The organism is Mycobacterium sp. 2YAF39, from assembly GCF_052114565.1.
GTDB lineage: Bacteria > Actinomycetota > Actinomycetes > Mycobacteriales > Mycobacteriaceae > Mycobacterium.
Window position 1 is genome coordinate 192,777 of sequence record NZ_JBFREZ010000007.1, and the last position, 24,022, is coordinate 216,798.

General features: G+C 65.7%; 18 protein-coding genes. 12 read left to right on the forward strand and 6 right to left on the reverse strand.

Features of this window, described 5'->3' with window-relative positions:
* The first annotated feature begins 8 nt into the window (after positions 1-8).
* The 6 genes from AB4Z42_RS20770 to AB4Z42_RS20795 are packed head-to-tail and all read left to right on the forward strand — an operon-like array spanning position 9 to position 3,399.
* Positions 9-731 (forward strand): Clp protease N-terminal domain-containing protein, encoded by a 723-nt coding sequence (locus AB4Z42_RS20770; protein WP_442011100.1) that lies wholly within the window; start codon positions 9-11, stop codon positions 729-731.
* A gap of 35 nt (positions 732-766) precedes the next feature.
* A complete protein-coding gene (locus AB4Z42_RS20775; protein WP_442011255.1) occupies positions 767-1,249 on the forward strand; it encodes an RNA polymerase sigma factor in 483 nt (160 codons plus the stop codon).
* Complete coding sequence (locus AB4Z42_RS20780; RefSeq protein WP_442011101.1) at positions 1,246-1,839, forward strand: methylated-DNA--[protein]-cysteine S-methyltransferase; 594 nt, start codon at positions 1,246-1,248, stop codon at positions 1,837-1,839. Before AB4Z42_RS20775 ends, AB4Z42_RS20780 begins: the two co-directional genes overlap by 4 nt.
* A gap of 37 nt (positions 1,840-1,876) precedes the next feature.
* Complete coding sequence (locus AB4Z42_RS20785) at positions 1,877-2,302, forward strand: PPOX class F420-dependent oxidoreductase (RefSeq protein WP_442011102.1); 426 nt, start codon at positions 1,877-1,879, stop codon at positions 2,300-2,302.
* 40 nt (positions 2,303-2,342) lie between these two features.
* Complete coding sequence (locus AB4Z42_RS20790; RefSeq protein ID WP_442011103.1) at positions 2,343-2,852, forward strand: hypothetical protein; 510 nt, start codon at positions 2,343-2,345, stop codon at positions 2,850-2,852.
* Between the two features lie 28 nt (positions 2,853-2,880).
* A complete protein-coding gene (locus AB4Z42_RS20795; protein ID WP_442011104.1) occupies positions 2,881-3,399 on the forward strand; it encodes a GNAT family N-acetyltransferase in 519 nt (172 codons plus the stop codon).
* On the opposite strand, the gene zapE is transcribed toward AB4Z42_RS20795, so the two are convergent.
* Positions 3,375-4,412: a cell division protein ZapE gene (gene zapE, locus AB4Z42_RS20800; RefSeq protein WP_442011105.1), complete on the reverse strand. Its 1,038-nt coding sequence runs from the start codon at positions 4,410-4,412 to the stop codon at positions 3,375-3,377. The two genes, AB4Z42_RS20795 and zapE, sit on opposite strands and share 25 nt — an antisense overlap.
* Before the next feature lie 34 nt (positions 4,413-4,446).
* Between zapE and AB4Z42_RS20805 the strand changes: the two genes are divergently transcribed.
* The 6 genes from AB4Z42_RS20805 to msrB all read left to right on the forward strand — a co-directional run bounded on the left by AB4Z42_RS20805 (position 4,447) and on the right by msrB (position 18,777).
* Positions 4,447-5,250 carry a pyrimidine reductase family protein gene (locus AB4Z42_RS20805; protein ID WP_442011106.1) on the forward strand — a complete coding sequence of 268 codons (804 nt, stop codon included), beginning with the start codon at positions 4,447-4,449 and terminating at the stop codon, positions 5,248-5,250.
* A 58-nt stretch (positions 5,251-5,308) separates the two neighbouring features.
* Positions 5,309-6,877, forward strand: a complete 1,569-nt coding sequence (locus AB4Z42_RS20810) for an alpha/beta hydrolase (protein WP_442011107.1) — start codon at positions 5,309-5,311, stop codon at positions 6,875-6,877.
* 35 nt (positions 6,878-6,912) lie between these two features.
* Entirely contained in the window at positions 6,913-8,184 is a 1,272-nt protein-coding gene (gene aftC, locus AB4Z42_RS20815) for an arabinofuranan 3-O-arabinosyltransferase (protein ID WP_442011108.1), read from the forward strand.
* 82 nt (positions 8,185-8,266) lie between these two features.
* Positions 8,267-9,334 (forward strand): oxidoreductase family protein, encoded by a 1,068-nt coding sequence (locus tag AB4Z42_RS20820; RefSeq protein WP_442011109.1) that lies wholly within the window; start codon positions 8,267-8,269, stop codon positions 9,332-9,334.
* Positions 9,335-9,336: 2 nt separating this feature from the next.
* Positions 9,337-18,354, forward strand: coding sequence for a nuclear transport factor 2 family protein (locus AB4Z42_RS20825; RefSeq protein WP_442011110.1), 9,018 nt, complete (start codon positions 9,337-9,339; stop codon positions 18,352-18,354).
* Positions 18,355-18,363: 9 nt separating this feature from the next.
* Complete coding sequence (gene msrB / locus AB4Z42_RS20830; RefSeq protein WP_442011111.1) at positions 18,364-18,777, forward strand: peptide-methionine (R)-S-oxide reductase MsrB; 414 nt, start codon at positions 18,364-18,366, stop codon at positions 18,775-18,777.
* 11 nt (positions 18,778-18,788) lie between these two features.
* Here msrB and AB4Z42_RS20835 read toward each other — a convergent pair whose 3' ends face one another.
* Genes AB4Z42_RS20835 through hemE form a run of 5 tightly spaced genes read right to left on the reverse strand, consistent with a single transcriptional unit; the run spans position 18,789 to position 23,965 of the window.
* Positions 18,789-19,100: a hypothetical protein gene (locus AB4Z42_RS20835; protein WP_442011112.1), complete on the reverse strand. Its 312-nt coding sequence runs from the start codon at positions 19,098-19,100 to the stop codon at positions 18,789-18,791.
* A gap of 40 nt (positions 19,101-19,140) precedes the next feature.
* Complete coding sequence (locus AB4Z42_RS20840; RefSeq protein WP_442011113.1) at positions 19,141-20,790, reverse strand: NAD-dependent malic enzyme; 1,650 nt, start codon at positions 20,788-20,790, stop codon at positions 19,141-19,143.
* Between the two features lie 24 nt (positions 20,791-20,814).
* Complete coding sequence (gene hemQ, locus AB4Z42_RS20845) at positions 20,815-21,507, reverse strand: hydrogen peroxide-dependent heme synthase (RefSeq protein ID WP_442011114.1); 693 nt, start codon at positions 21,505-21,507, stop codon at positions 20,815-20,817.
* 23 nt (positions 21,508-21,530) lie between these two features.
* Positions 21,531-22,904, reverse strand: coding sequence for a protoporphyrinogen oxidase (locus AB4Z42_RS20850; RefSeq protein WP_442011115.1), 1,374 nt, complete (start codon positions 22,902-22,904; stop codon positions 21,531-21,533).
* On the reverse strand, positions 22,901-23,965 hold the full coding sequence (gene hemE, locus AB4Z42_RS20855; RefSeq protein WP_442011116.1) for a uroporphyrinogen decarboxylase: 1,065 nt from the start codon (positions 23,963-23,965) through the stop codon (positions 22,901-22,903). Before hemE ends, AB4Z42_RS20850 begins: the two co-directional genes overlap by 4 nt.
* Between the last annotated feature and the right edge of the window lie 57 nt (positions 23,966-24,022).

The following is a 24,022-nucleotide window of genomic DNA, read 5'->3' on the forward strand; positions in this document are numbered from 1 at the left end:
TTGACGCTATGACCGAGCCTGCGAAGATCACCAACCCCGTCCGCCTCGACGACCTCATCGACGTCATCAAGAAGGTGCACGACGAACCGCTCGAGCAACTCATCGACGCCGTGCTGGCCGCCGAATCCCTTGGCGAGATCGCCGACCACCTCATCGGCCACTTCGTCGACCAGGCCCGTCGATCCGGCGCGTCGTGGACGGAGATCGGCAAGTGCATGGGCGTCACCAAGCAGGCCGCCCAGAAGCGGTTCGTCCCCAAGTCACCCACCGATGCCGAGGCGCTCGATCCCAATGCCGGATTCAGCCGGTTCACCGACCGGGCCCGCAATGTCGTCGTCGTCGCACAGAACAAAGCGCACGAGGCCGGCAACAACGAGATCACGTCCGATCACCTGCTGCTCGCACTGTTCTCCGAGCCCGACGGACTGGCGGCCAAAGCCCTCGCCAATCAAGACATCGACATCGACGCGGCCGCCAGGACGGTCACGCTGCCGCCGAAGGCCGACAAGGTCCCCGCACTGGTCCCGTTCAACAGCGCCGCCAAGAAGGCGCTGGAACTCACGTTCAGGCAAGCACTTCGCTTGGGCCACAACTTCATCGGCACCGAACACATTCTGTTGGCGCTACTGGAAGCCGAGGACCGGGACGGCCCGCTGCAGCGCCTCGGCGTCAGCAAGGATGTCGTCGAACGCGACGTTCTCACCATGTTATCGGCCTTCCCCAAAAGCTGATCTCACATCGGGCGGCGGTGAGGCGTCTACAGAATGTGAAGGTGCGCCCGTTCGAAGAGGTGGTAGCCGAGCACGGCGCGACCGTGCTGCGGGTCTGCCGCGCCGTCGTCGGGCCGCTGGACGCCGAGGACGCCTGGTCCGAGACCTTCCTGTCCGCGCTGCGCGCCTATCCGGAACTGCCCGACGACGCCAACGTCGAGGCTTGGCTGGTGACCATTGCGCATCGCCGCGCCCTCGATGTCGGCCGCGCCCGCTCCCGTCGACCCGTGCCGACCGACACCATGCCGGAGCACCCGACACCACACGCCGATCCGGCCGCCCGCGACCCCGACCTGTGGGCGGCACTGCAACGACTGCCCACCAAACAACGCCAGGCCGTCGCCTACCACCACATCGCCGGCATGCCGTTCGCCGAAATCGCGGTACTGCTCGACAACTCCCCCGACGCTGCCCGACGCGCCGCCGCAGACGGCATCAAGTCGCTGCGCCAAACCTATCTGAAGGACGAAACATCATGACCCTCAACATCTTCGACGAACTACAGGCTGATGACGACACGCTGTCACGGTTGCATGCGCGGCTCGAACAGGCCGCCGAGTCAGACCGGGCGCTCGACGTCGCCTACCGCACGATCGACACCCCGGTCGGCACGCTGTTGCTCGCCGCGACCACCGTCGGGGTGGTCCGGGTGGCGTATGACATCGAAGGCCACGACGCCGTCCTGTCTCAGCTCGCCGGGGTCGTCAGCCCCCGCATCTTGCGCTCCCCGGCCCGGCTGGACGCGGTTGCGCGCCAGATCGACGAGTATTTCATGAAGCGCCGCACCACTTTTGACGTTCCGGTCGACCTGCGGCTGGCCAAAGGATTCCGGCGCGACGTCGTCGAGCATCTGCGCGACATCGGCTACGGCCACCGGGAGAGCTACGCGGCCGTCGCCGCCGCCATCGGTCATCCCCGCGCGGTACGCGCGGTCGGCACGGCCTGCGCCCACAACCCGCTTCCGGTCGTGGTGCCATGCCATCGCGTCGTGCGGTCCGACGGTTCCGCCGGCCAGTACGTCGGTGGCGTGCTAGCCAAATCGACGCTGCTCGAACTGGAGGGCGGCTGAGGGGAATTAATCGCGGCCCGCGGCAGTAGAAGAATGCATGGAGCTCAACGACGCTGCACGCGAACTGATCGGGTCAGGGGCTGACGCGACGCTGGTCACTCTCAATCCCGACGGCAGCCCGCAGGTCACGCTGGTATGGGTGGCGCTGCAGTCCACACCCGAAGGCGACGAGCTCGTCACCGCGCACCTGGCCGAACACAAGAAGGTTCGCAATGTTCGGCGCGATCCCCGCGTCGCGGTGACGATCATTTCGCCCGAAGGCCCTGGCCAAGTCATGCGGCCTTATCTGGCGATCAACGGCACCGCGCGCATCGTCGAAGGCGGCGCACCCGAACTGCTCGAAAATCTGGCGCAGACCTTGGCGAACCCTGACGCGAAGTTTCCGCCGCCCGACGCGCCACCGGGATTCTTGACCCGTATCCGCATCGACAAGGTCGGCGGCATCGGCCCGTGGGTGTCCTGAAGCTGCAGTAACAGGTTTCAGTTTGTGCCATAGTGCGTGCATGCGTCGCTGGTTTGCCCTCCTGGTCGCCGTGATGGCGACCGTCGCCGGTCTCACGGCGATGCCTGCTCAGGCCGCACCTGAGGAGTCCCCGCCCTCTCCGATCGGCCGACTCGGAGAGACATTGCGGATCAACTTCGAGGGCCTGGTCGCCGACATCACCGTGAACAGCCTCGATCCGTCACCGGTCCCGCCCGGATTCGGCTATCCGCCGCGGCCGCCGCGATATCAGGTCTGGCGCGCCCAGGTCACCGTGCACCCGATCCAGGTGCCCACGCCGTACGCCCAGGCCATCACGTACCAGTTCCGTGGGGTCACCGCGACCGGTGACTCCTACGAACCGCGCAACACCGACGCACCCGACGCGTTGTCCCGATCGTTGATGAACGCCCCTGCCGGGTCGACCATCAGCGGTGGCGTCTGGTGGGACTGCTACCGCGACCTCATCTCGAATGTCGTCCTGCTCGACAAAGTCACCGGGCAGCATCTCGCGCAGTGGAACGTCGCCTGACCGTCGGACATTCGTATTGCGCATCGTCGTGACGGCGGCCGTCGTCGCCGATCTTCCCGAACTCGCCGACGTGGCGGCACGAACGTTTCCGCTGGCGTGCCCGGAGTCGGTCAGCGCCGACAACGTCGCCGCGTTCATCGACGAGAACCTGTCCGAGCAGCGATTCCGCGACTACCTCGCCGACCCCGACCGGTTGGTGCTCGCCGCACGCGAGGATCGGCGGATGGTCGGCTACGCAATGCTGATTCGCGGTGTCCCCGACGACGACGATGTGCAGCGCACCGTCACGCTGCGCCCGGCGATCGAACTGTCGAAGATGTACGTGCTGCCCGACGGCCACGGCGCCGGCGTCTCCGCGGCGATGATGGACGCCGCACTCGTGTGGGCCGGCGACCAGCACGCCCAATGCGTGTGGCTGGGCGTCAATCAGAAGAATGTGCGCGCCCAACGCTTTTACGGTAAGCACGGCTTTGCGATCAACGGCACCAAGACTTTTCGGCTCGGCGAAGCCACCGAGAACGACTACGTGATGGTGCGCCCGGTCTGACCCGCCGCCGTCAGCGCAAGCAATCGCGACGTCGCGCGCAGGTACTTCTTGCGGAACCCGCCGGCCAGCATCTCTTCGCTGAAAATCGTGTCCATCTTCGCCCCGGACGCGATCACCGGAATGCCCGCGTCGTACAGCCGATCGGTCAGCGACACCAGACGCAACGCCACGTTCTGGTCGTCAATCGCGTGCACGCCGGTGATGTAGACCGCGGGCACGCCTTCGATGAGCGCCAGGTATCGCGACGGGTGCATGGTGGCCAGATGGGCGCACAGCGCGTCGAAGTCGTCCAGCGTCGCACCGGGTGTCTGCGCGGCGCGGGTGGCGACCTCGTCGTCGGTCAACGGCTCCGGCGCGGCAGGCAGGTCACGATGCCGATAGTCGGGCCCATCGATCCGCACGGTCGTGAAAATCGCTGCGAGAGTGTTGATCTCGCGGAGAAAGTCCTGTGCGGCGAATCGGCCCTCACCGAGCTGCTCGGGCAGCGTGTTCGACGTGGCGGCCACCGACACCCCCCGTTCGACGAGTTGTGACAGCAGCCGCGAGATCAGGGTGGTGTTTCCGGGGTCGTCGAGTTCGAACTCGTCGATGCACACGACGACGTAGTCGGCCAGCAGCTCGATGCATTCGACGAAGCCGAAGACACTCGCCAGTTGCGTCAACTCGCCGAATGTCGCGAACGCCTTGGGTTCTGCCAGCCGGTAGTACGACGACGCCAGCAGATGTGTCTTGCCGACGCCGAAACCGCCGTCGAGGTAGACCCCGACGCCGGGGAGCACCTCGTGACGGCCGAACAGCTTCTTCTTGCCTGCCCGGCGCTCGACCGCCTGAGCGCAGAACTGCTCACAGGCCTGCACGGCCGCGGACTGCGACGGCTCTGCCGGGTCGGGGATGTAGGTGGCGAAGCTGACGTCGGCGAAGGTCGGCGGCGGGGTGAGCTGAGCGATCAATCGCTCCGGTGTGACCTTGGGATGTCGGTCGATCAAATGTCCGACATCGCTGGACCCGTGCATGCAGGCACCTTAGCGGCGTGTTGCAATGCTGTTCATGGCCGATACCGCCGCCGGGACGCAGTTCACCGTGTTGAGCCCGACCGACGCCATCGAGGACGGGCGGCTCGCCGACTTCTACGCCTACCCCGACGGTCTGCAGACCTGTTGGGTCCGCGGCAACATGATCGCCAGTCTCGACGGCGGCGCGACCGCCGACGGTAAGGCCGGCGGCCTCGCCGGGCCGGGCGACCGCAGCATGTTCAGCCTCATGCGCCACGCAGCGGACGTCATCCTGGTCGGCGCCGCCACAGTGCGGGTCGAGAACTACTCGGGCGCGCAGGTGCCCCTCGCGGATCGACACGCCCGGCAGCGGCGCGGCCAGGCCGAAGTGCCGCCGATCGCCGTCGTCACGCGCAGCGGCGATCTCGATCCCGAAGCATTGTTCTTCACCCGCACCGAGGTCCCGCCGTTGATCCTGACGGCCGCCGATTCCTTCGACGACACCCGGTTGCGGTTGGGCGCGGTGTCCGACGTGCTGAACGCGTCCGGGCCGCAATCCGATTCCGTCGACGGAGCCACAGTGCTCAAGCTGCTGGCCGACCGCGGGCTGTTCCGTGTGCTCACCGAGGGTGGCCCACTGTTGCTGAGCCAGCTGATCGCCGACGACCTTCTCGACGAGCTGTGCCTGACGGTGGCGCCCATCCTGGTCGGCGGGTCCGGACGACGCATCGCGGCCGGCGCCGGCGAGGTTCACGCACGAATGCGGCCCGCGCATCTTCTGTCCGACGACCAGGGCTACCTCTACACCCGCTATGTCCGGACTCGCGGAGCCGCCCCGGCGGCGACATTGGGCGGATGACGCGCGAGCCGTCCTAGCGCGACGAGGATTCAACGCGGGAATCAGTACTGTGGTCGGCATGCAAGGGCGTCGGCCGGTTCGGGTGTTGGGCATTGCGGCACTCGTGCTGTCGGTTCTGCTGGCCGGCTGCGCGCCTGGTCTGGCGGCCAATCCACGCTTCGCCACCGATTCGGGCGCCCATCCGCAGGGTGAGCCGCAGACCACGCAGGTACCGCAGGGCCCACCGCCGATAGAACCTCCCAAGAACGACCTGTCCTGGCGCGAGTGCACCTCGCAGGTGTTCTCCGACGCCTCTGTCGCCCCCGTCCCCGGCGTGCGACTCGACTGCGCGACCTACGACGCCGACCTCGACCCGATCAAGGGCGCGTCCGGATCGATCAGCATCGGTGTCGTTCGCGCGACGACCAACGAGACCCCCGGCGATGCCGGGCCGCTGGTGATGACCACCGGTTCGGACCTGCCGACCTCGATGCAGCTGCCGGTCTTCTTGACGCGGTCCGGCGCCGACGTGCTCAAGGCGCGGCCGGTCGTCGCGGTGGACCGTCGCGGCATCGGCATGTCCGGGGCGCTGGACTGCCGGGATCTGTACGACCGTCAGGCGATGCAAGATCAGGCCCAGTTCCAGCCCGGCGACGACCCCGTCGCCAACTTGGGCGAGATCACGCAGGCCGCGACGACCGGTTGCACCGACACCATCGCCCCCGGCGACTCGGCCTACGACAACGCCCACGCCGCGGAGGACATCGAACGGCTGCGCAGCACCTGGGACGTACCCTCACTGGCGCTGTTCGGCATCGGCAACGGCGCCCAGGTGGCGTTGGCGTACGCGGGCAGCCACCCCAACAAGGTGGCGCGGCTGGTCCTCGATTCCCCGCTGCCGCTCGGGGTCGCCGCAGAGGCCGCGATGGAACAGCGCGTCAAGGGCGAACAATCCGCGCTCGATGCGTGGGCCACTCAATGCGTAACGGTCAACTGCCCCTTGGGTCCCGACCCGAAAGGCGCCGTCGATGCGGTGCTGGACCAGGTGCGGGGATTCGACGCGACGAGCACGCACTCGGTGGCCACCGTCGCCGAGGCGATCGCCACGGCCCTCGCGTACCCGCGCGGTGACCGCGTCGCCTCCACCAACCGGCTGGCGTCGGCGCTGGCCGGCGCCCGCTCCGGGGACTGGGGCGCAATGGACACCCTGATCGCCGAAGCCGAGACGCTGCGCGGCACCGACGGTCAGTTCGTCAACAGTTGCAGCGACTCGTTGAACCGCCCGACCCCCGACCGGGTCCGCGAGCTGGTGGTCGCGTGGGAGAAGCTGTACCAGCAGTTCGGCCAGGTGGGCGCACTCGAGTTGGTGCAATGCCTGAACTGGCCCAGCGGCTCCGCTCCGGAAGAGCCCCAGAATCTCAAGACCCCCGTCCTGCTCCTGGGCGGCCAGCACGACCCGATCGTCGGTAACGAGGGCGTGGCCGCCGTCGCGGCCACCGTGATCAACGCGGGGGCGGCCAACAGGCGCGTCATGTGGCAAGGCATCGGCCACGGCGCCTCCGTCTACTCCCCCTGCGCGTTGCCGCCGGTCATCGGCTATCTCGACAGCGGCAAACTGCCCGACACCGACACGTTCTGCCCGGCCTGACACCTCGCCTCAACAGGGTCGGGTACGGTTCGCTGGTGCGTGATCGTGTTCTGGCCGCCTTCCGGCCCCGCACCTCCCCGCCGGCTCTGGCCACGGTATTGCGGTCGATCCTGTGGCCGGTGGCCATCCTGTTCATCATTCATCGCAGTTACGTCCTTGCCACCAATGGCTACATCACCGACGACTACGGACCGGTGTACCGCGCCGTCGTGAATTTCAAAATGGGCTGGGACATCTACAACGAGCACTTCAACCACGTCGACCCGCACTATCTCTACCCTCCCGGCGGCACGCTGATCATGGCGCCGTTCGGCTACCTCCCTGTCGACGCATCGCGGTACTGGTTCATCACCTTCAACACGATCGCGATCATTCTCGCCGCGTACTTCCTCATCCGGCTGTTCGGTTTCAAGTTCGACTCGGTTGCGCTGCCTGCCCTGCTGACTGCGATGTTCATCAGCGAGAGCGTCGTCAACACACTGGTTTTCGGCAACATCAACGGCTGCATCCTGTTGCTCGAGGTGCTGTTCTTCCGATGGCTGCTGGACGGAAAACGCAACCACGAGTGGTTGGCCGGGACGGCGATCGGCCTGACCCTGGTGGTCAAACCTCTGCTGGCGCCCCTGCTGCTGATCCCGCTGCTGAACCGGCAGTGGCGCGCGTTGATACCGGCGTTCCTGGTGCCGGTCGCGTTCAATCTCGCCGCCTGGCCGCTGGTCAAAGACCCGATGAACTTCGTGACGCGCACTACGGCCTACATATTCACCACCCGCGACTACTTCAACAGCTCGATCGCGGGCAACGGGCTTTACTACGGACTGCCGATCTGGCTGACGCTGTTGCTGCGGTTGGCCTTTGGCGTACTCGCTCTGTTGTCGTTGTGGCTGCTCTACAAGTACTACCGAACCCGCGATCCCCTGTTCTGGATGACGACATCGTCGGGCGTGCTGCTGATCACGTCGTTCCTGGTGCTGTCACTTGGTCAGGGCTACTACTCGATGATGTTGTTCCCGTTCCTGATGACGGTCGTTCTTCGCAATTCGGTGCTCCGAAATTGGCCCGCATGGCTGGCGATCTACGGATTCATGAGCGCGGACCGGTGGCTGCTCGGGCATTGGCCGACCACAGGCCGCTTCCTCGAATACATGAAGTTCACCTACGGCTGGTGCCTGATGCTGATCGTGGTGTTCTGCGTGCTGTATTTCCGCTATTTGGACGCCAAGTCCGAGAATCGCCTGGACGACGGCATCGACCCACCGTGGATGACGGATGCAGCGAAAACACCCGCCCCCGCCCAAAGCGGATGACGACATCGTAAATTCGCTGCGATAGCTCGCCGATCCAATACGATTGGCCTGCACGCAGGGAGGCCACGGGGAGGTGGTGCGAATGCCATTGATCCCGAATGATCCGTCGTCCATCACCGCTGACTGGCTCAGCGAAGTCCTCGATGCCGATGTGCGGGTATGCAAAGTCGAACAGATCGCCATCGGAGTCGGACTGCTGGGTCGGCTGTACCGGGTGCACCTTGACGGCGGCCCCGACCTTCCGGCGACCCTGGTGGTCAAGCTGCCGACGCTGGACCTGACCGCACGGAAGAACCTCTGCGAAGACGCCGAGTTCTACCTTCGCGAGGTCTCCTTCTATCAGCAGGTCGGGCTCCGCAACCCGCTGCGGCCTGCGCGGCCGTACTTCGCCGCCTTCGACGCCGCAGCACACGATTTCGTCCTCGTGCTGGAGGATCTCGGTCGTCTCCGCAACGCCGACCAGATCACCGGATGCACCGTGCCCGACGCCGAGACGGTCATCGACGGCATCGCACGCCATCACGCGCACTGGTGGGACAACGACCGCCTCGCCGCGCTGCCATGGCTGAAGACCTACAACACTCCGCCCTTCTCAACCGTCGTACGCGACGCTTACGAGGCCGCCTGGCCGGCCTTCGCCGACCTTGTCGGCTACGACATGTCGCCCGCGATGCGTGACTTCGGCGAGCGCCTTCCCTCGCTGATGCCGTGGTACATGGCCGAAATCACCCGCCCTCCACACACATTCCTGCACGGCGACCTGAGGCTGGACCAACTGTTCTTCGCCGTCGGCACCCACGACGCGCCGCTGACAGTGCTGGATTGGCAGATCACCGCAAAGGGCCGGGGCGCATACGATCTGGGGTATTTCTTGAGCCAGAGCCTTACCGCCGAAACGCGGCGCAGATGTGAGGATCAACTGCTCGACAGGTACGCCGAGCGTCTCGTCGAATACGGTATCGACTATCCCCGGGAAGAACTGCGGCGCGACTACCGGCTCACCACGGCGTGGTGCTTCATCTATCCCGTCATCGCCGCCGGCCAGATCGACATCGCCAACGACCGACAGTTGAAGCTGCTGCGCACCATGTTCACTGGCTCCGCGACGGCGATCGAGGACCACGACGCATTAGCGCTGAGACCGGACTGACGATGGCCGAGAGCCGCCGCACCTGCAACTCATGCGGTACGACGAACGAAGAGGACGCCCGCTTCTGCGAAGGCTGCGGTGCATCGTTGGCGCGCACCTGCGCAACCTGTGGGGTTGAAGCGAAATCGACCGCCCGGTTCTGCCGCGGCTGCGGTGCTCCACTCGACGGCCAGGCCGCCGCGCGGGACGTCCCCTCCGCGGGTCCGGTGCGCAAAACGGTGACCGTCATGTTCGCCGACCTCGCAGGCTCGACCACATTCGAGGAAAGGGTCGACGCCGAGACGGCGCGTGAGGTCATCGGTCGCTACCACGACCTTCTGCGTGCCGCCGCAGAGCGCCACAGGGCCGGCGTGACGAAGTACATCGGCGACGGTTTCATGGCCGTCTGGGGGGTACCGGAGGTCGGGCCCGACGACGCCGTCCATGCGGTCGACGCCGCGGTCGAACTTCAGGAGCGCTTCATCGGCTTCGCCGCCCAGATCGCCGACACCCTCGGAGTCGAACTCGCACTGCGCGTCTCGGTGAACACAGGCGAGGTGGTGGTCGGGGCGGGCGACGCCGACCTGGTCGGCGATGCGCTCAATGTCGGTGCCCGTCTCGAGGCCGAATGCCCGCGCGGCCGCGTGGTGGTCGGGGAGGAAACCTGGCGGTCGACGCGCGGCCGTTACAGCTACGAATCCCTCGGCGAGGTCCAGGTGAAGGGCCGGACGGCGCCCGTGGCGGTGTACCAGTGGCTCAGCCGTCAGGCCGAATCCACCGACGCCGCACCCTTCGTCGGCCGGACCGACGAGGTACACCGAGTCCAGGCGGCAATGGACAACGCGATATCCGCGCGGACGGCCAGATTGGTAACAGTCATCGGCGACCCCGGTGTTGGCAAGAGCCGATTGTCGGCGGAGTTCGCGAGAGCTCAACCCGACGCGCGGGTGGTCGAGGCCCGGTGTGACCTCGATGCGACCGTCGCGCTGGCGCCCCTCGTCGAGGTGCTGCGCGCAAGCGACCTCGAAAACGATGTTCCCGCAGATGTTCCCGAGCGCGACCGGCTGCTGCGCGACCTCGACGGCCTGGCAAGTGGCATCCCCGGTTCCGTCGAGGAGAACTTCTGGGCACTGCGGCGATGGGTCGAGGTGCTGGCGACTGCCAGCCCCGTCGTGCTGGTGCTCGACGACATTCACTGGGCCGACACCCTGCTGCTTGATTTCATCGAGCACCTCGTCGAGTGGGTGAAGGAGGCGCCCGTCCTGGTGCTGGCACTCGCACGGCCCGAACTTCGCGACATCAGGCCCGAACTCGTCACCGTCAGCCGGTGGGTGTCCGAAGCAGTCCACCTCGGTGGCCTCGACGCCGGCGCGACCGCAGAACTCGCCGCGACGGTGCTGGGCGCCACTCGCCTACCCGACGAACTGTTGAACCGCCTCCCGTCGTCCACCGGCGGCAATCCCCTGTTTGTGCGCGAGCTGATCGGAATGCTCGCGCACGACGGAGTTCTCGTCGAGGAACCACATGGCTGGCGACTCACCATCGACGTCGACGCCATCGCGATCCCGCCGACGATCCATGCGCTTCTCGCATCACGTCTGGAGCGGCTCGACGCCACCGATCGGCGCGTACTGGAGATCGCCTCAGTGGTCGGCAGCGACTTCTCGCTGGGCATCGTGCGGGCACTCGCCGGCAAGGGCGCTGAGGGAATCAAGTTGTCCCTCAGGCGACTTCGTCGGCTCGAACTCGCGCAGCCGAGCGGAGCCTACGTCGGCGACGAGCCGGTGTGGCGCTTCCACCACGTGCTCATCCGCGACGTCGCCTACCGCAGGCTGCTCAAGTCGGATCGCGCCGATCTGCATGAGCGCCTTGCCGACTGGGTCGTCGCGGGCGGCCACAGCGTGGCGTTCGATGCCGACGAGATGATTGCCAGGCACCTCGAAGCGGCACACACCTACCGGGTCGAACTCGGCACCGTCGACAAGCACACCGGCGAACTCGCCCTCCGATCTGCGCGCCACTACGCCACTTCGGCCCGTCGCGCGCTCGACCGCGACGAGCTGGTATCTGCAGGCACCCAGGCGGCTCGCGGTGCAGCCGTGGCGTCGGCCGACGATACGCTGCACGCCGAGCTGTTACTCATCGGCTGTGAGGCGTATTTGTCTGCAGGCGACGTCGCGGCGGGCGCACCACTTGTCGATGACCTCGAACGCATCGCCGACGACTCGTTGGCGCCATGGGCGACCTGTTATCGGTGTCAGTTCGTCGTACACACCGAACCAGAGCGGTTGCCCGAGGTGGACGCCCGGCTCCAAGGCGCCATCGACGAGTTCGGCCGCCGCAAGGATCCGGCGGGTCTGGCCAAGGCGCACAGGGTGCGAGCAAGCGCGCGGTCACGCCTCGGCCGGATCGGTGACTGCGAGGCCGACCTCTTCGAAGCCCTGATCGCGGCGCGACAAAGCGGGGACCACCGACAGATCACCGCGGCGTTGGGCGCCGCTCCGGGCGCCGCACTATGGGGCCCCAGTCCGGTACCCAAGGCAGGCGGCCGGTGTCTCGACGTCGTCCGGATGCAGCGGATGACGACGGCCGCACCGTCACTGGAAGCGACATCACTGCGTCACCTGGCGGTGCTCGAGTTGCTTCGGGGCCGACCGGACAAGGCTAGGAAGATGCTCGCCGACGCACGCCAGGTCGTCGCCGACCTCGGCCTCCGGCACGGGTTGATGGAGACCGAACTCTTCGCCGGAATCATCGAATCCATGGACGGTGACCCTGGTGCCGCCGAACCGCACTTCCGCACTGCGCTGGACGGTTTCAGGGCGCTGGGCGTGGGAGCCGACGCCGGGCAGGCCGCCGCGCTGCTGGCTCGGATGGTGCTCGCTCAGGGGCGGGTCGACGAAGCGGATCGATACGCCGCCGAGAGCGAGCGGCTCGCGGGCCGCAACCTCAAGACGGCGATCGCCTGGCGCTCCGTGCGAGCAGAGATCCTGGCGGCGCAGGGGCGGCATGAGGAAGCCGGTGCGTTGGCCCACGATGCGGTTGTGGTGGCGGCGGGAACCGACCTGGTGCTCGACCACGCCGATGCGTGTCTTGCATTGCGCCGGGTGCTCGATGCCGCAGGAGACATTGAAAGCGCCAACGCTGCTCGCTCCAATGCCGAGGCGTTGTACGTCGCAAAAGAAGTGACGGCCAGGATTGGCCGGGTGGGAGTGCCGAACGTTCCGGCCCCGCCTGTAGTGACGCAGCTGAAACCATCGCGGCTCGCAGCGACGAACCAGGCAAGTGAAGTAGTCGATGCCGCGTGGCGGGCTTTTCAGGGTCACAACTTCGACGGTGCACTCGCCGACTTTTCGGACCGGATTGCGTACGACGATCGCCGACGATTCAGTGGAATGCCGATCAAGGATATTGGCGAGTTACGCGTAGCTACGCAACGGGCCCGCGCTCAATTCCAATACAGCGACTGGAGAACGCTGGCCGTCCGGGGCGAGCGACTCGAACTACGTTCAATTCGCGTGTGGGATGACGCAGGCAACGAGGCGACGACCCTGAACGTCTTCGAAATCGGCGATCACGGAAGGGTCGAGTCTTGGTGCCGCTTCGACGAGGACGACTTCGAAGGCGCCTACCGAGAACTCGACCGTCGCTACTACGCGGGAGACGGTGCGGCGTTCGCTGCCAGCGGCAATCTGTCGACGGAGTGCATCGCCGCGGTGAATCAAGGTGACTTCGACCGCTTGTTCGGTGAACTCAGCAATCCCGACGTGCATGCCGAGTCGCACACGCGATCCGCGTTCCCCAATCGCTCGGCGGGCGACCTGCACGCCAGCTTCGAGTCTCTCGCTGCCATGGTCGCGTCGTCGCGGACGTGGCTGGCCACGGTGTGCTGGGTGTCTCCACTGTGGACGGTCAGCCGCTTCGAGCGCGAGGCCGTCGGTCACGACGGCGAGTTGTACTCGTGGACCAGGATTCTCGTGATCGGCGTCCGCGACGACCGGCTTGTGACGCTGTGCGAGATCGAGCTCGACGACGAGGAGGCGGCGTTCGCCTACGCCGAAGAGCAGGCGCGCGAAACCACCAGCCGCTTGGCAGTGACGAATCAGGCCGATCGCATGGTGCAGGCGTTCTGGGCCGCGATGCGCAGCCACGATGTCGATGCCGCGCTCGAATGTTGCTCCGAAGGGATCGTTTACGACGATCGGCGGAGTATCACTGGTGACCCGATTCACGGACTTTCCGCGCTCGGTGTAGCTCTTTCGCGCATTCTCGAGCAGTACACCGATTTCACGTCACACACGATGGCGGTGCGTGGTGAGCGTCTGCTTCTCGGCTGGAGCCGATGGTCGACTGACGGCGGATTCCAGACGACGTATCTGCATGTCATCGAGACCGGCGAGCACGGTCGGGTCGTCCATGAAACGCGGTTCGACGAGGACGATTTCGAAGGCGCCTACCGCGAGTTCGAAACGCGGTATCTCGCGGGCGAAGGTGAGCCGTTCGCCGAAGAGGGCCTCGTGGCGTTGGACTGGGTCGTCGCAATGAACCGAGATGACGTGGACCGAGCATTCGGCGAGCTCGTCAGTCCTGGAGCACAAACCGAGAACCGTTCGCGGATGGCTTTTCCGGACCGATCGGTCAGCGATCCCGTCACAAGCTACATGGACCTCAAATCCATGGTGGTCTCGATACGGACGTGGCCGTCGGCGGCGTGCTGGCTGTCGAACGGCTGGTTCGTTGTTCGCATCGAGCGCGAAGCCGTTGGTCCGAACGGCGAAACGTACGCCTGGAGCTGGCTCAATGTGAGCGCGGTCCACGATGGGCGGTTCGCTTCCTCTTGTGTTTTCGATGTCGAGGACGAGGACGCGGCGTTCGCCTACGCCGAGGAGCAGATGCGGACGATCACGAGCCGCCTGCCCGTGACGAACGCATCCTGCAAGCTCCTACCGGCCTTCACCGAGGCGATGCGGACTCACGACGTCGACGCCAGCCTCGCGTCCTTCTCGGAGCACCTCGTGTACGACGATCACCGACGCCTCTCCGGAGATCCCATCGTCGGCCTCGACGCGATGAGGGCCGCTATCCAACGCATCTTCGAGCAATACAGCCAGTTCGAATTCCGCGTGCTGGCGGTTCGCGGCGAACTTTTGAGCCTCGTCCTGAGTCATTGGTCGGACATCGATGGAAACGAGACGGTCACTCTCTACGTGAACGAGACCGATCTCAACGGCCGAAGCCTCTACCAAGGCCGCTTCGACGAGGACGACTTCGACGGCGCCTACCGAGAGCTCGAACGCCGTTATTACGCCGGAGAGGGTGCGGAGTTCGCCGAACACGGCGCCACGTCGACCAACTGGGCGCTCGCCTTGAACAGGGCCGACTTCGACACAATGTTCGACGAACTCACTGCAGCCGACCTCCGTGTTGAGAATCGTTCGCGCTCAGCGTTTCCGGACCGTTCAGCACAGGAATATCGCACCATGTTGGAAGAGCTGACCGCCATGGTGGTCTCGGTGCGAACGTGGGTGTCCGCCATACATTGGCTGTCGCAGCACTGGTGCTTAGCGCGCGGCGAACGGGATGCAGTCGGAGAGCAGGGCGAGCACTACTCATGGCACTTTCTGCTCGCGTTCGAGTTCCGCGACGGACGCGTGGCGTCAATGTGCGAGTTCGAACTCGACGACGAGGGCGCGGCGTTTGCCTACGCCGAAGATCAGGTTCGGCGGAACACGACCAGGCTCCGGATCAGCAACCGCGCGAGCGAGCTTGCCAAGGCCGCGTCGCAGGCGCTGCAGGCGCATGACGTCGACGCGCTCCGCGTTGATCCGTCGGAACACTTCGTGTACGACGACAGGCGGCGCATCAGCGGTGACCCGATCGAGGGGGCAGCCGACCTGCATGCTGCGACCGAGCGCATCTTGCACAGTTACCCGCACACCGAATGGCGGACGATCGCGGTGCGCGGCGAACGTCTGGAAATGCACTCGAGTCGCCTGTGGGATGACGACGGTAATGAGGCGACGACCCTAAATGTGATGGAGTTCGACGACGCCGGGCGACTCGAATACTTCGGGCGGTTCGAAGAAGACGACTTCGAAGGCGCCTCTCGTGAACTCGACCGCCGTTACTTCGCAGGAGAAGGGGCGGCGTTCGCGGAAAACGGAGTCCCCTCGAGTGAAGCGCCGCGGGCGATGGACCGAAATGACTTCGACTACTTGTTCGGGGAACTCTGCTCGCCCGACCTGCTCGTCGAAAGTCGCTCGAGCAGGGCGTTTCCCCATCGCTCGGCAGGCGATCTTCGCCGTGGCTTCGAAGACTTGAACACGATGGTTGCCTCGAAGCAGACGTGGAACTCTGCGGTTGTCTGGTTGTCTCCGACCTGCAGCGTTATCCGCCTGGAACGCGAGGCTACTGGACATGAAGGCGAGAAATACCGGTGGGCGATGATTCTCGCGGCTGAACACGCCGACGGCCGGCTCATCTCGCTGTGTGAGTTCGATCCCGAGGACGAAGAGGGGGCGTTCGCCTACGCCGAGGAAAGGATTCGGGCGGCAACCCCTCGGCTTGCGGTGACGAATAGGGCTGGCGAGACACTGCGAGCGCTACAAACGGCGATGCAGGCTCACGGCATCGACGCCAGCATCGCTTGCTATGCGGAGCCGTTTAGCTACGGCGATCATCGCCGCATCGGTGGTGGCCCGATCGACAGCCGGGAGGCGATGCGGGCGGCAATCCTGCGTGTCTTCGACCAGTACACCCAGTTCGAGCATCGCGTTCTCGCAGTCCGGGGACAACGCCTGGTTTTGTTCTGGAGCCGGTGGTCAGACGTCAACGGCAATGAGACTGTCGGATTGTTTGTTCATGAGAGCGGCAATGACGGGCGGATCGGGCACACCGACCGCTTCGACGAAGACGACTTCGAGGGCGCCTACCGCGAACTCGAGCGCCGCTATTACGCCGATGAGGGCGCCCAGTTCGCCGAAGCGGGCAACACGTCGACCGAGTACGCGATGATCGCGAACCAGGGGAACCTCGACCGCGTATTCGACGACCTCACCGCCCCCGGCTTTCACCTCGAGAATCGAACGCGCTCAGGCTTTCCCGATCGTTCCATCGCCGAGTTTCGCGCCAGTATGGACGAGCTGGGACATATGGTCGCATCGGTTCGCACCTGGAACTCCGCCATCTGCTGGCTTTCGCCGAACTGGTGTGTCTGCCGCATGGAACGTGAAGCCGTCGGCCAAGGCGGCGAGAACTACTCATGGACGCGGGTCGTCGCCTGCGAGATCGTCGATGGGCGAGTCACATCCATGTGTGCCTTCGAAGTCGAGGACGAAGCCGCGGCATTTGATTTCGTCGAGCAACGGATGCGAGCAGCCAGCAGCCGAATTGCCGTCACCAATTCAAGCGTTCTGTCGGCGGACAGGCTCGGCAGCGCCATGAACGCGCACGACATCGACGCGATAATGAAATGCTTCTCCGACCAGTTGGTATACGACGATCGTCGGCGCCTGACCGGTGATCCCATTAGCGGAAGGGCTGAGTTCCGATCCGCGTTCGAGCGAATCCTCTCCCAATACAGCCACTTTGAGAGACGCGTCCTGGCGGTCCGGGGTGAGCGCTTGAACCTGCATTGGGGCCGCTGGACAGACGACTCCGGCAACGAGACGTCCTACCTGCATGTCTTCGAGATGGATGACGACGGCCTGCAGATCTATGAGGGCCGCTTCGATGAGGACAACTTCGAAGATGCGTACCGCGAACTCGAGAAGCGATATATCGCCGGCGAGGGAGCGCCCTTCGCGAAGTCCGTCGAGCTCTCGACAGAATGGATAAGTGCGCTTAATCGAGGCGAATTCGACCGGATGCTAAGCGAATTCAGCACACCAGATGTGCACGCCGGAATCCGTTCTCGTTCTGCATTTCCGGAGCGCTCGGCACTGGGTCTCAGCGCCAGCCTTCATGAGCTCGACGCGATGGTCACGTCGATACGGACGTGGAACTCGGCCGTCACGTGGCTGTCGCCGAACTGCAATGTCGTCCGCATGCATCGCGAGGCGCTGGGGCCCGAAGGGGAGAAATATGAGTGGACGCGGCTCTACGTAATCGAGTTCAGAGATGGGCTGCTCGCTTCGCTCTGCGAATTCGAACTGGAGGACGAGGACGCGGCGTTCGCCTACGCCGAAGAACAGCTACGGGCTTCCAGCAGTCGGCTTGCCGTCACAAACCGGTCGTGCACGTTGGTGCAGAAGCTGGCGAATGCTATGTGCGCCCATGACATCGATGCCCTGGTCGCGGTCGCATCGGACGACTATTTGTATATCGATCACCGACGCCTCAGCGGAGATCCCATTTGGGGTCGCGTCGAGTGGGAATCGGCTCTCAAGCGGCTGTTCGAGCAGTACAACCACTTCGACTTCAGCCCGCTGGCGGTGCGTGGCGAACTGCTGAGTCTGCACAAGAGCAGCTGGTCAGACGACGCAGGAAACATGAGTTCGTACCTTCACGTATTCGAAATCGACGACGACGGCCGAGCGGTACACGAGGCGCGTTTTGATGAGAACGACTTCGACGACGCCTACCGCGAGCTCGAGCGGCGGTACTACGCCGGCGAGGGTGCGATATTTGGCGAATCCGGCGCCATTGCCACCGAGTACTCGGTGGCATTGAACCAGCAAGACTTGGATCGGTTCTTCGGGGAGCTCTCGACGCCCGACATGCGACTGGAAAACCGTTCGCGCTCTGTGTTTCCCGATCGTTCGATTGCGGAGTTTCGCACAAGCCTCGAGGATTTGCACGCGATGGTCTCCTCAATGAGAACCTGGAATTCGGCCCAGGCTTGGGTATCGCCGGCCTGGGGAATCGTCCGTCAGGAGCGGGAAGCCGTCGGGCTGGACGGCGAGCGTTTCGCCTGGACTCGCATCTATGTGGCAGAGATCCGAAACGGGCGGGTTGCGGCGCTGATCCAGTTCGAGAGCGACGATGAGGTCGGGGCGTTCGCTTACGCCGAGGAACGCGCGCGACTTCGTGAAAGTGGCTAGCGTGGAGATATGACGACCCCTGCCCCCAAGCTGCAGCTAACCGACGACGAGTGGCGCAAGAAGCTCACCCCTGAGGAGTACGCCGTCTTACGCCAGGCAGGCACCGAGCGGCCCGGCGTCGGCGAGTACACCGACACCAAGACCGAAGGCGTCTACCAATGCCGGGCCTGCGGCGCCGAACTGTTCCGCAGCAGCGAGAAGTTCGAATCCCATTGCGGCTGGCCGTCGTTCTTCGATCCGGCCAACTCAGACGCAGTGATCTTGCGCTCCGACGACACCCTGGGCATGCATCGCGTCGAGGTCATCTGCGCCAACTGCCACAGCCACCTCGGTCACGTCTTCGAGGGCGAGGGTTATCCGACGCCGACCGATCAGCGCTACTGCATCAACTCGATCTCGCTGCGCATGGTGCCCGCCGAGTAGCGAGCGGAAGGCTAAGCCGGGTAGACGGCGAACTCGGTGCTGTCGGCGGCGTCCGCGACGCAGGTGAAGAGCAGCGGTGCCGTCATCGCATTGCCGGAATAGCAGGTGAAAGCGTCGATCTGCTGATACTTGTCGCCGGCCGGGTCGTACGCGGCAGCGATGTCCGACGCGGTGACGCAGTCGATGTCGCCGACGGTGATGCTGATGACCTGACCGTCCCGCGGAGGGCACTGAGCGCCCTTCGGCGGTTGCGCGACTGCGCTCGGCGCTATCGCGAGCGCGACCAACGGCAGCGTCGCGGCAGTCAATGCCTTGATGACCATCGACCAATGATGAGCGGCATCTGCGGCAAATGTCCCGGTTTCAGCCAGTCGGGTATTCCGGCACCCACCGAACCTCGGCGATGCGCGCGGCCAACTCGTCGTCGCTGCGCTGGGGCGCAACACCGTCGGCGACAGCTTGCCGACCCACCGCGAGCGCGATCTTTACGGCGATGTCGGGCACCTCGGTCCACGACGGCAGCAGCGGCGCATCGGGATCCGACAGCGCGGGAGACGCGTCACCGAGGCTGGCGGCCGCCGCCCGCATCATCTCGTCGGTGACCCGGGTCGCCTGCGCAGCCGTCACGGCGAGCCCCATCGCGGGGAAGATGTAGGCGTTGTTGCACTGCGCCACCGCCCGCTCGACACCGTTGCGCCGCAACGGTGCAAACGGTGACCCCGTCGCGATGAGCGCCCGCCCGTCGGTCCACTCGTCCAACTCGGCCGGGTGTGCCTCCGCCCGACTGGTGGGGTTCGACAACGGAAAGATGATCGGTCGCTCGGTCTTGCTTGCCATCTCGCGCACGATCTCTTCGGTGAATGCCCCCGCGGCTGTCGAAAGCCCCAGCAGCACACCGACATCGACGTGCTGCACGACGTCAGTCAGCTGTGCCGGTCCCGACAGGCCCCAGGCTGCGACACCCTCGACCGGCTTCGCGAACTTGCGCTGACCCTCGGACAGGTCGGTGCGATCGTCGGTGAGTAGACCCACCACGTCGACCACCCAGATGCGGGCCGCGGCTTCGGCGTCGGACAACCCCTCCGACATCATCTCGCGGTGCACCATGTCGAGCACTCCGATGCCGGCCGATCCCGCCCCGAGCATCACGACCTGCTGTTGAGACAGGGGCTTGCCCGCGACTTTCGCCGCGCCGTGCAACGCGCCAACGGCGACCGCCGCGGTGCCCTGGATGTCGTCGTTGAAGGTGAGGAGCTTGTCGCGATAGCGCGCGAGGATCGGCTGCGCGTGCGCCGTCGCGAAGTCCTCCCACTGCAGCAACACATTCGGAAGTTCGTCGCGGACCGCGGCGACGAACTCGTCGATGAACGCGTAGTAGTCCGCGTCGTCGATGCGCCGGTGACGCCAGCCAAGGTAGCGGGGGTCCTCGAGCAGCTCGACGTTGTCGGTGCCCACGTCGAGCACGATCGGCAGCGTCCGCGCCGGGTCGATTCCGCCGATGAGGATGTACAGCGACAGCTTCCCGATCGGGATGCCCATACCGCCGATGCCCTGGTCGCCGAGGCCGAGAATCCGTTGGCCGTCGGTCACGACGATCACGTCGGGGTCTTTGTGCGGTCGGTTGCGTATCACCTCGCGCAGGTGCTCCCGGTCGGGATAGCTCACGAAAAGTCCACGGGGCCGCCGGTAAATCTCGCTGAACCGCTGGCAGGCCTCGCCCACCGTTGGGGTGTAGACGATCGGCATCGTCTCAGCGATGTGATCGCGCAACAGCCGGTAGAACAGCGTCTCGTTGCGATCCTGCAGTGCACGCAAATAGATGTGTTGATCGAGACCCTCGCGGCGCGTGGAGAACTCGTTCCAGCTGTGGGCAACCTGCTCGTCGAGCGTCTTCTCCGCAGTAGGCAGCAGACCCAGCAGCCCGAACTTTCGACGCTCGGCATGAGTGAACGCGGTGCCCTTGGTGGTCAACGCGTCGAACAGCTTGTCCTGTCCGGTTTTCTGCTCGGTCAACTGGGGTCCTTCCACCGGGATGGATTACGGGAGTCTGCTGACCAACTCTTCCACCCCGACGCGTGGACCGGTGAAGAACGGCGTCTCCTCACGGACGTGGCGACGCGCATCGGTGTAACGCAGCTTCCACATCAACTCGACGATGCGGGCAAGGTCGGGACCCTCGAACGCCAGGATCCATTCGTAGTCGCCGAGCGCGAACGCGGGCACGGTGTTGGCCCGCACGTCGGGATACTCGCGGCCGGCCATACCGTGCTCGACCAGCATCTTGCGGCGCTCGTCGTCGGGCAGCAGATACCAGTCCAGCGACCGGACGAATGGATACACACAGAGGTAGTCGCCCGGCGCCTCACCGGCGATGAACGCCGGCACATGGCTCTTGTTGAATTCGGCGGGCCGATGCAGTGCGACGACGCTCCATATCGGGTCGCTGGCCAACCCGAGCGCGGTGCGGCGGAACGCCGAATAGGTCGCCTGCAGATCCTCGACCCGCTCGGCGTGCGTCCATATCATGAAGTCGGCATCGGCACGGAAGCCCGCGACGTCGTATAGACCACGGACGACGACGCCGTTGTCCTCCTGCTGTTTGAGAAACATCGCGGTCTCGTCGACGACTGCGGAGCGCTCGTCCCCCAATGCCTCGGGTTGCACGGAGAACACCGAGATCATCATGTATCTCGTCATCGAGTTGAGGGTGTCGTAATCGAGCTTGGCCATGACTTCTATCGTGCCACGCGCGCTCAGGCCCTATTCGTCGCTCTCGCGACGGTGATCAACGACGTCGCCGCCTTCGTCGCCGACGCTACGCACGCCGGGACGCCGATGCCGTCCAGATAGGCGCCCGCGACCGCCAGTGTCGGCGGTAGACCGGCGCGCAATTCGGCCACCAGTTCGCCGTGGCCGGGACCGTACTGCGGCATGGCGTCGAGCCAGCGCTGTACGTGGCAGTCGACCGGCTCGACGGCCATCTCGAACAGCAAAGCCAGGTCCTGGGCGGCCCACGCCAGCAGGTCCTCGTCGCCTGCGTTCGCCGCCAGATTGTCACCGAACCGGCCATAGGACAGCCGCACCAGCTCGACGTTGCCGCGGCGTCCCCACTTCTTCGTCGTCAACGTAACCGCCTTGGCGTGCAACCGTTCTCCCCCGGCGACAAGCACACCGGACTGCTCGGGCAACGGGGTGCCCCCGGGCAATGCCAGCGCCACCAATGCGCTCGACGCCACGTCGATGCGACGAGCCGCGGCCGCGGTGCGCGGGGCGACCCCGTCGGCGAGGCGGGCGAGCCGTGGCGCGGGCACGGCCAGCACCGCCGCATCCGCGTGGTGGCGTCCGCCCTCGTCGTCGACGATCTCCCAGCCCTGCTGCGTCCGGCTGACCTGCTCGACCGCGACCTGGACCCACCGGATACGCGACCGCTGGACGAGTTCGTCGACGAGCACCGCATATCCGCCCTCGATCGCCCCGAATACCGACCCGGGCACCGCTGGCGCCGACGCCGCCAGTGCGTCGCGCACTGCATCCGTCAGACTGCGCGCGCCGCGGTCCAGCGCCGCGGCCAGCGGCGGAACGGCCGATCGAACACCGATGGTGGCCGACGACCCCGCGTACACGCCCGCCAGCAGCGGATCGACCGAGCGGGCCACCACCTGGTCGCCGAACCGGTGCCCGACCAGCTCCGCGACGGCCGGATCGGCGCCGGGACGCCAGCTGAAAGGCCGCTCACGCTCATCGCGAATCCAAGCCAGTGTCGCGTCGTCCACGAGCCCGGCCAGTGCCGCGGGATCCGCCGGAAGGCCCTGCAGGGTGCCCGTGGGCATGGGATGCAGATGTGCCTGGCTGTAGATCAGCGGCCGCGCCCCCGTGGTGCCGATCTGCCGATCACCAAGGCCCAACTCGGCGAGCAGCGCGGGTACCTCGGGGCGGCGGGCGACGAACGCTTCCGCGCCGACGTCCATCAACTCGCCACCGATCCGCTCGGTGCGTAGCACGCCCCCCAGCCGGTCCGCCGGGTCGAACACGGTGATCGATGCATCCGGACCTGCCGAAACCCGCAGCCGGTAAGCGGCGACGAGACCTGAAATACCGCCGCCGACAACGCAATACGACGCACTCACAACGAATGCACCAACGCCACCAGTTCAGTGATCACACCGGGGTCCGTGCCGGGCAGCACACCGTGGCCGAGGTTGAAGACGTGGCCGCCGGCCCCGGCATCGATCGCGCGGCGGCCGTCCTCGACGACCGCGCGTGCCGCCCGCTCGACGACGGGCCAGCCCGCCTGGAGGACGACCGGATCGAGATTGCCCTGCAGTGCCGTCTTGGCCGGTACCCGTGCCGCGGCGTCGGTCAGCGCCGTGCGCCAGTCCACGCCCACGACAGCCGGGACGCCATGGCCGGAGACGGCCTCGGCCATCGCACCCAGCAGCTCGGCGGTGCCCACCCCGAAGTGGGTCATCGGCACGCCGGCGTCCTTCAACGTCGAGAACACCCGCGTGCTGTGCGGCAGGACGTAGGTGCGGTAGTCGGCCAGCGACAGCGTCCCGGCCCACGAGTCGAACAGCTGGATCGCGTCCACACCGGCCGTGACCTGGGTCTGAAGGAATGCGATCGTCACATCGGTCAGCGTCGTCATGAGCGCGTTCCAGGTGTCGGACTCGCCGAGCATCATCGCCTTGGTCCGCTCGTGATTGCGGCTCGGACCGCCCTCCACGAGATAGGAGGCCAACGTGAACGGCGCGCCGGCGAACCCGATGAGCGGCACGTCGCCGAGTTCGCCGACCAGGTTCGTGACCGCTTGAGCGACCGGCGCGACCTGTTGTGGTTCAAGCGGTTTGATCGCGTTGACGTCGGCACGGGTGCGCACCGGGTGATCGATGACCGGTCCGACGTCAGGCACGATGTCGAGTTCGATGCCCGCTGCCCGCAGCGGTACGACGATGTCGGAGAACAGAATGGCCGCGTCCACGCCGTGCCTGCGAATCGGCTGCAGGGTGATCTCGGTGATCAACTCCGCGTCGAAGCACGCCTGCATCATCGTGTTCTTCGCACGCAGGGCCCTGTACTCGGGCAGCGAACGCCCAGCCTGCCGCATGAACCACACCGGCACGCGGCCCGGTTTGCGGCCGCGAGCGGCGGCGAGATATGGCGAGTCGGGCAGCTCACGGCGGTTGGTCATCGTCTTCAATGCTGCCATGAGCCCCCGGCTGCACCCCAATTCCCGGCACGGCAGCAC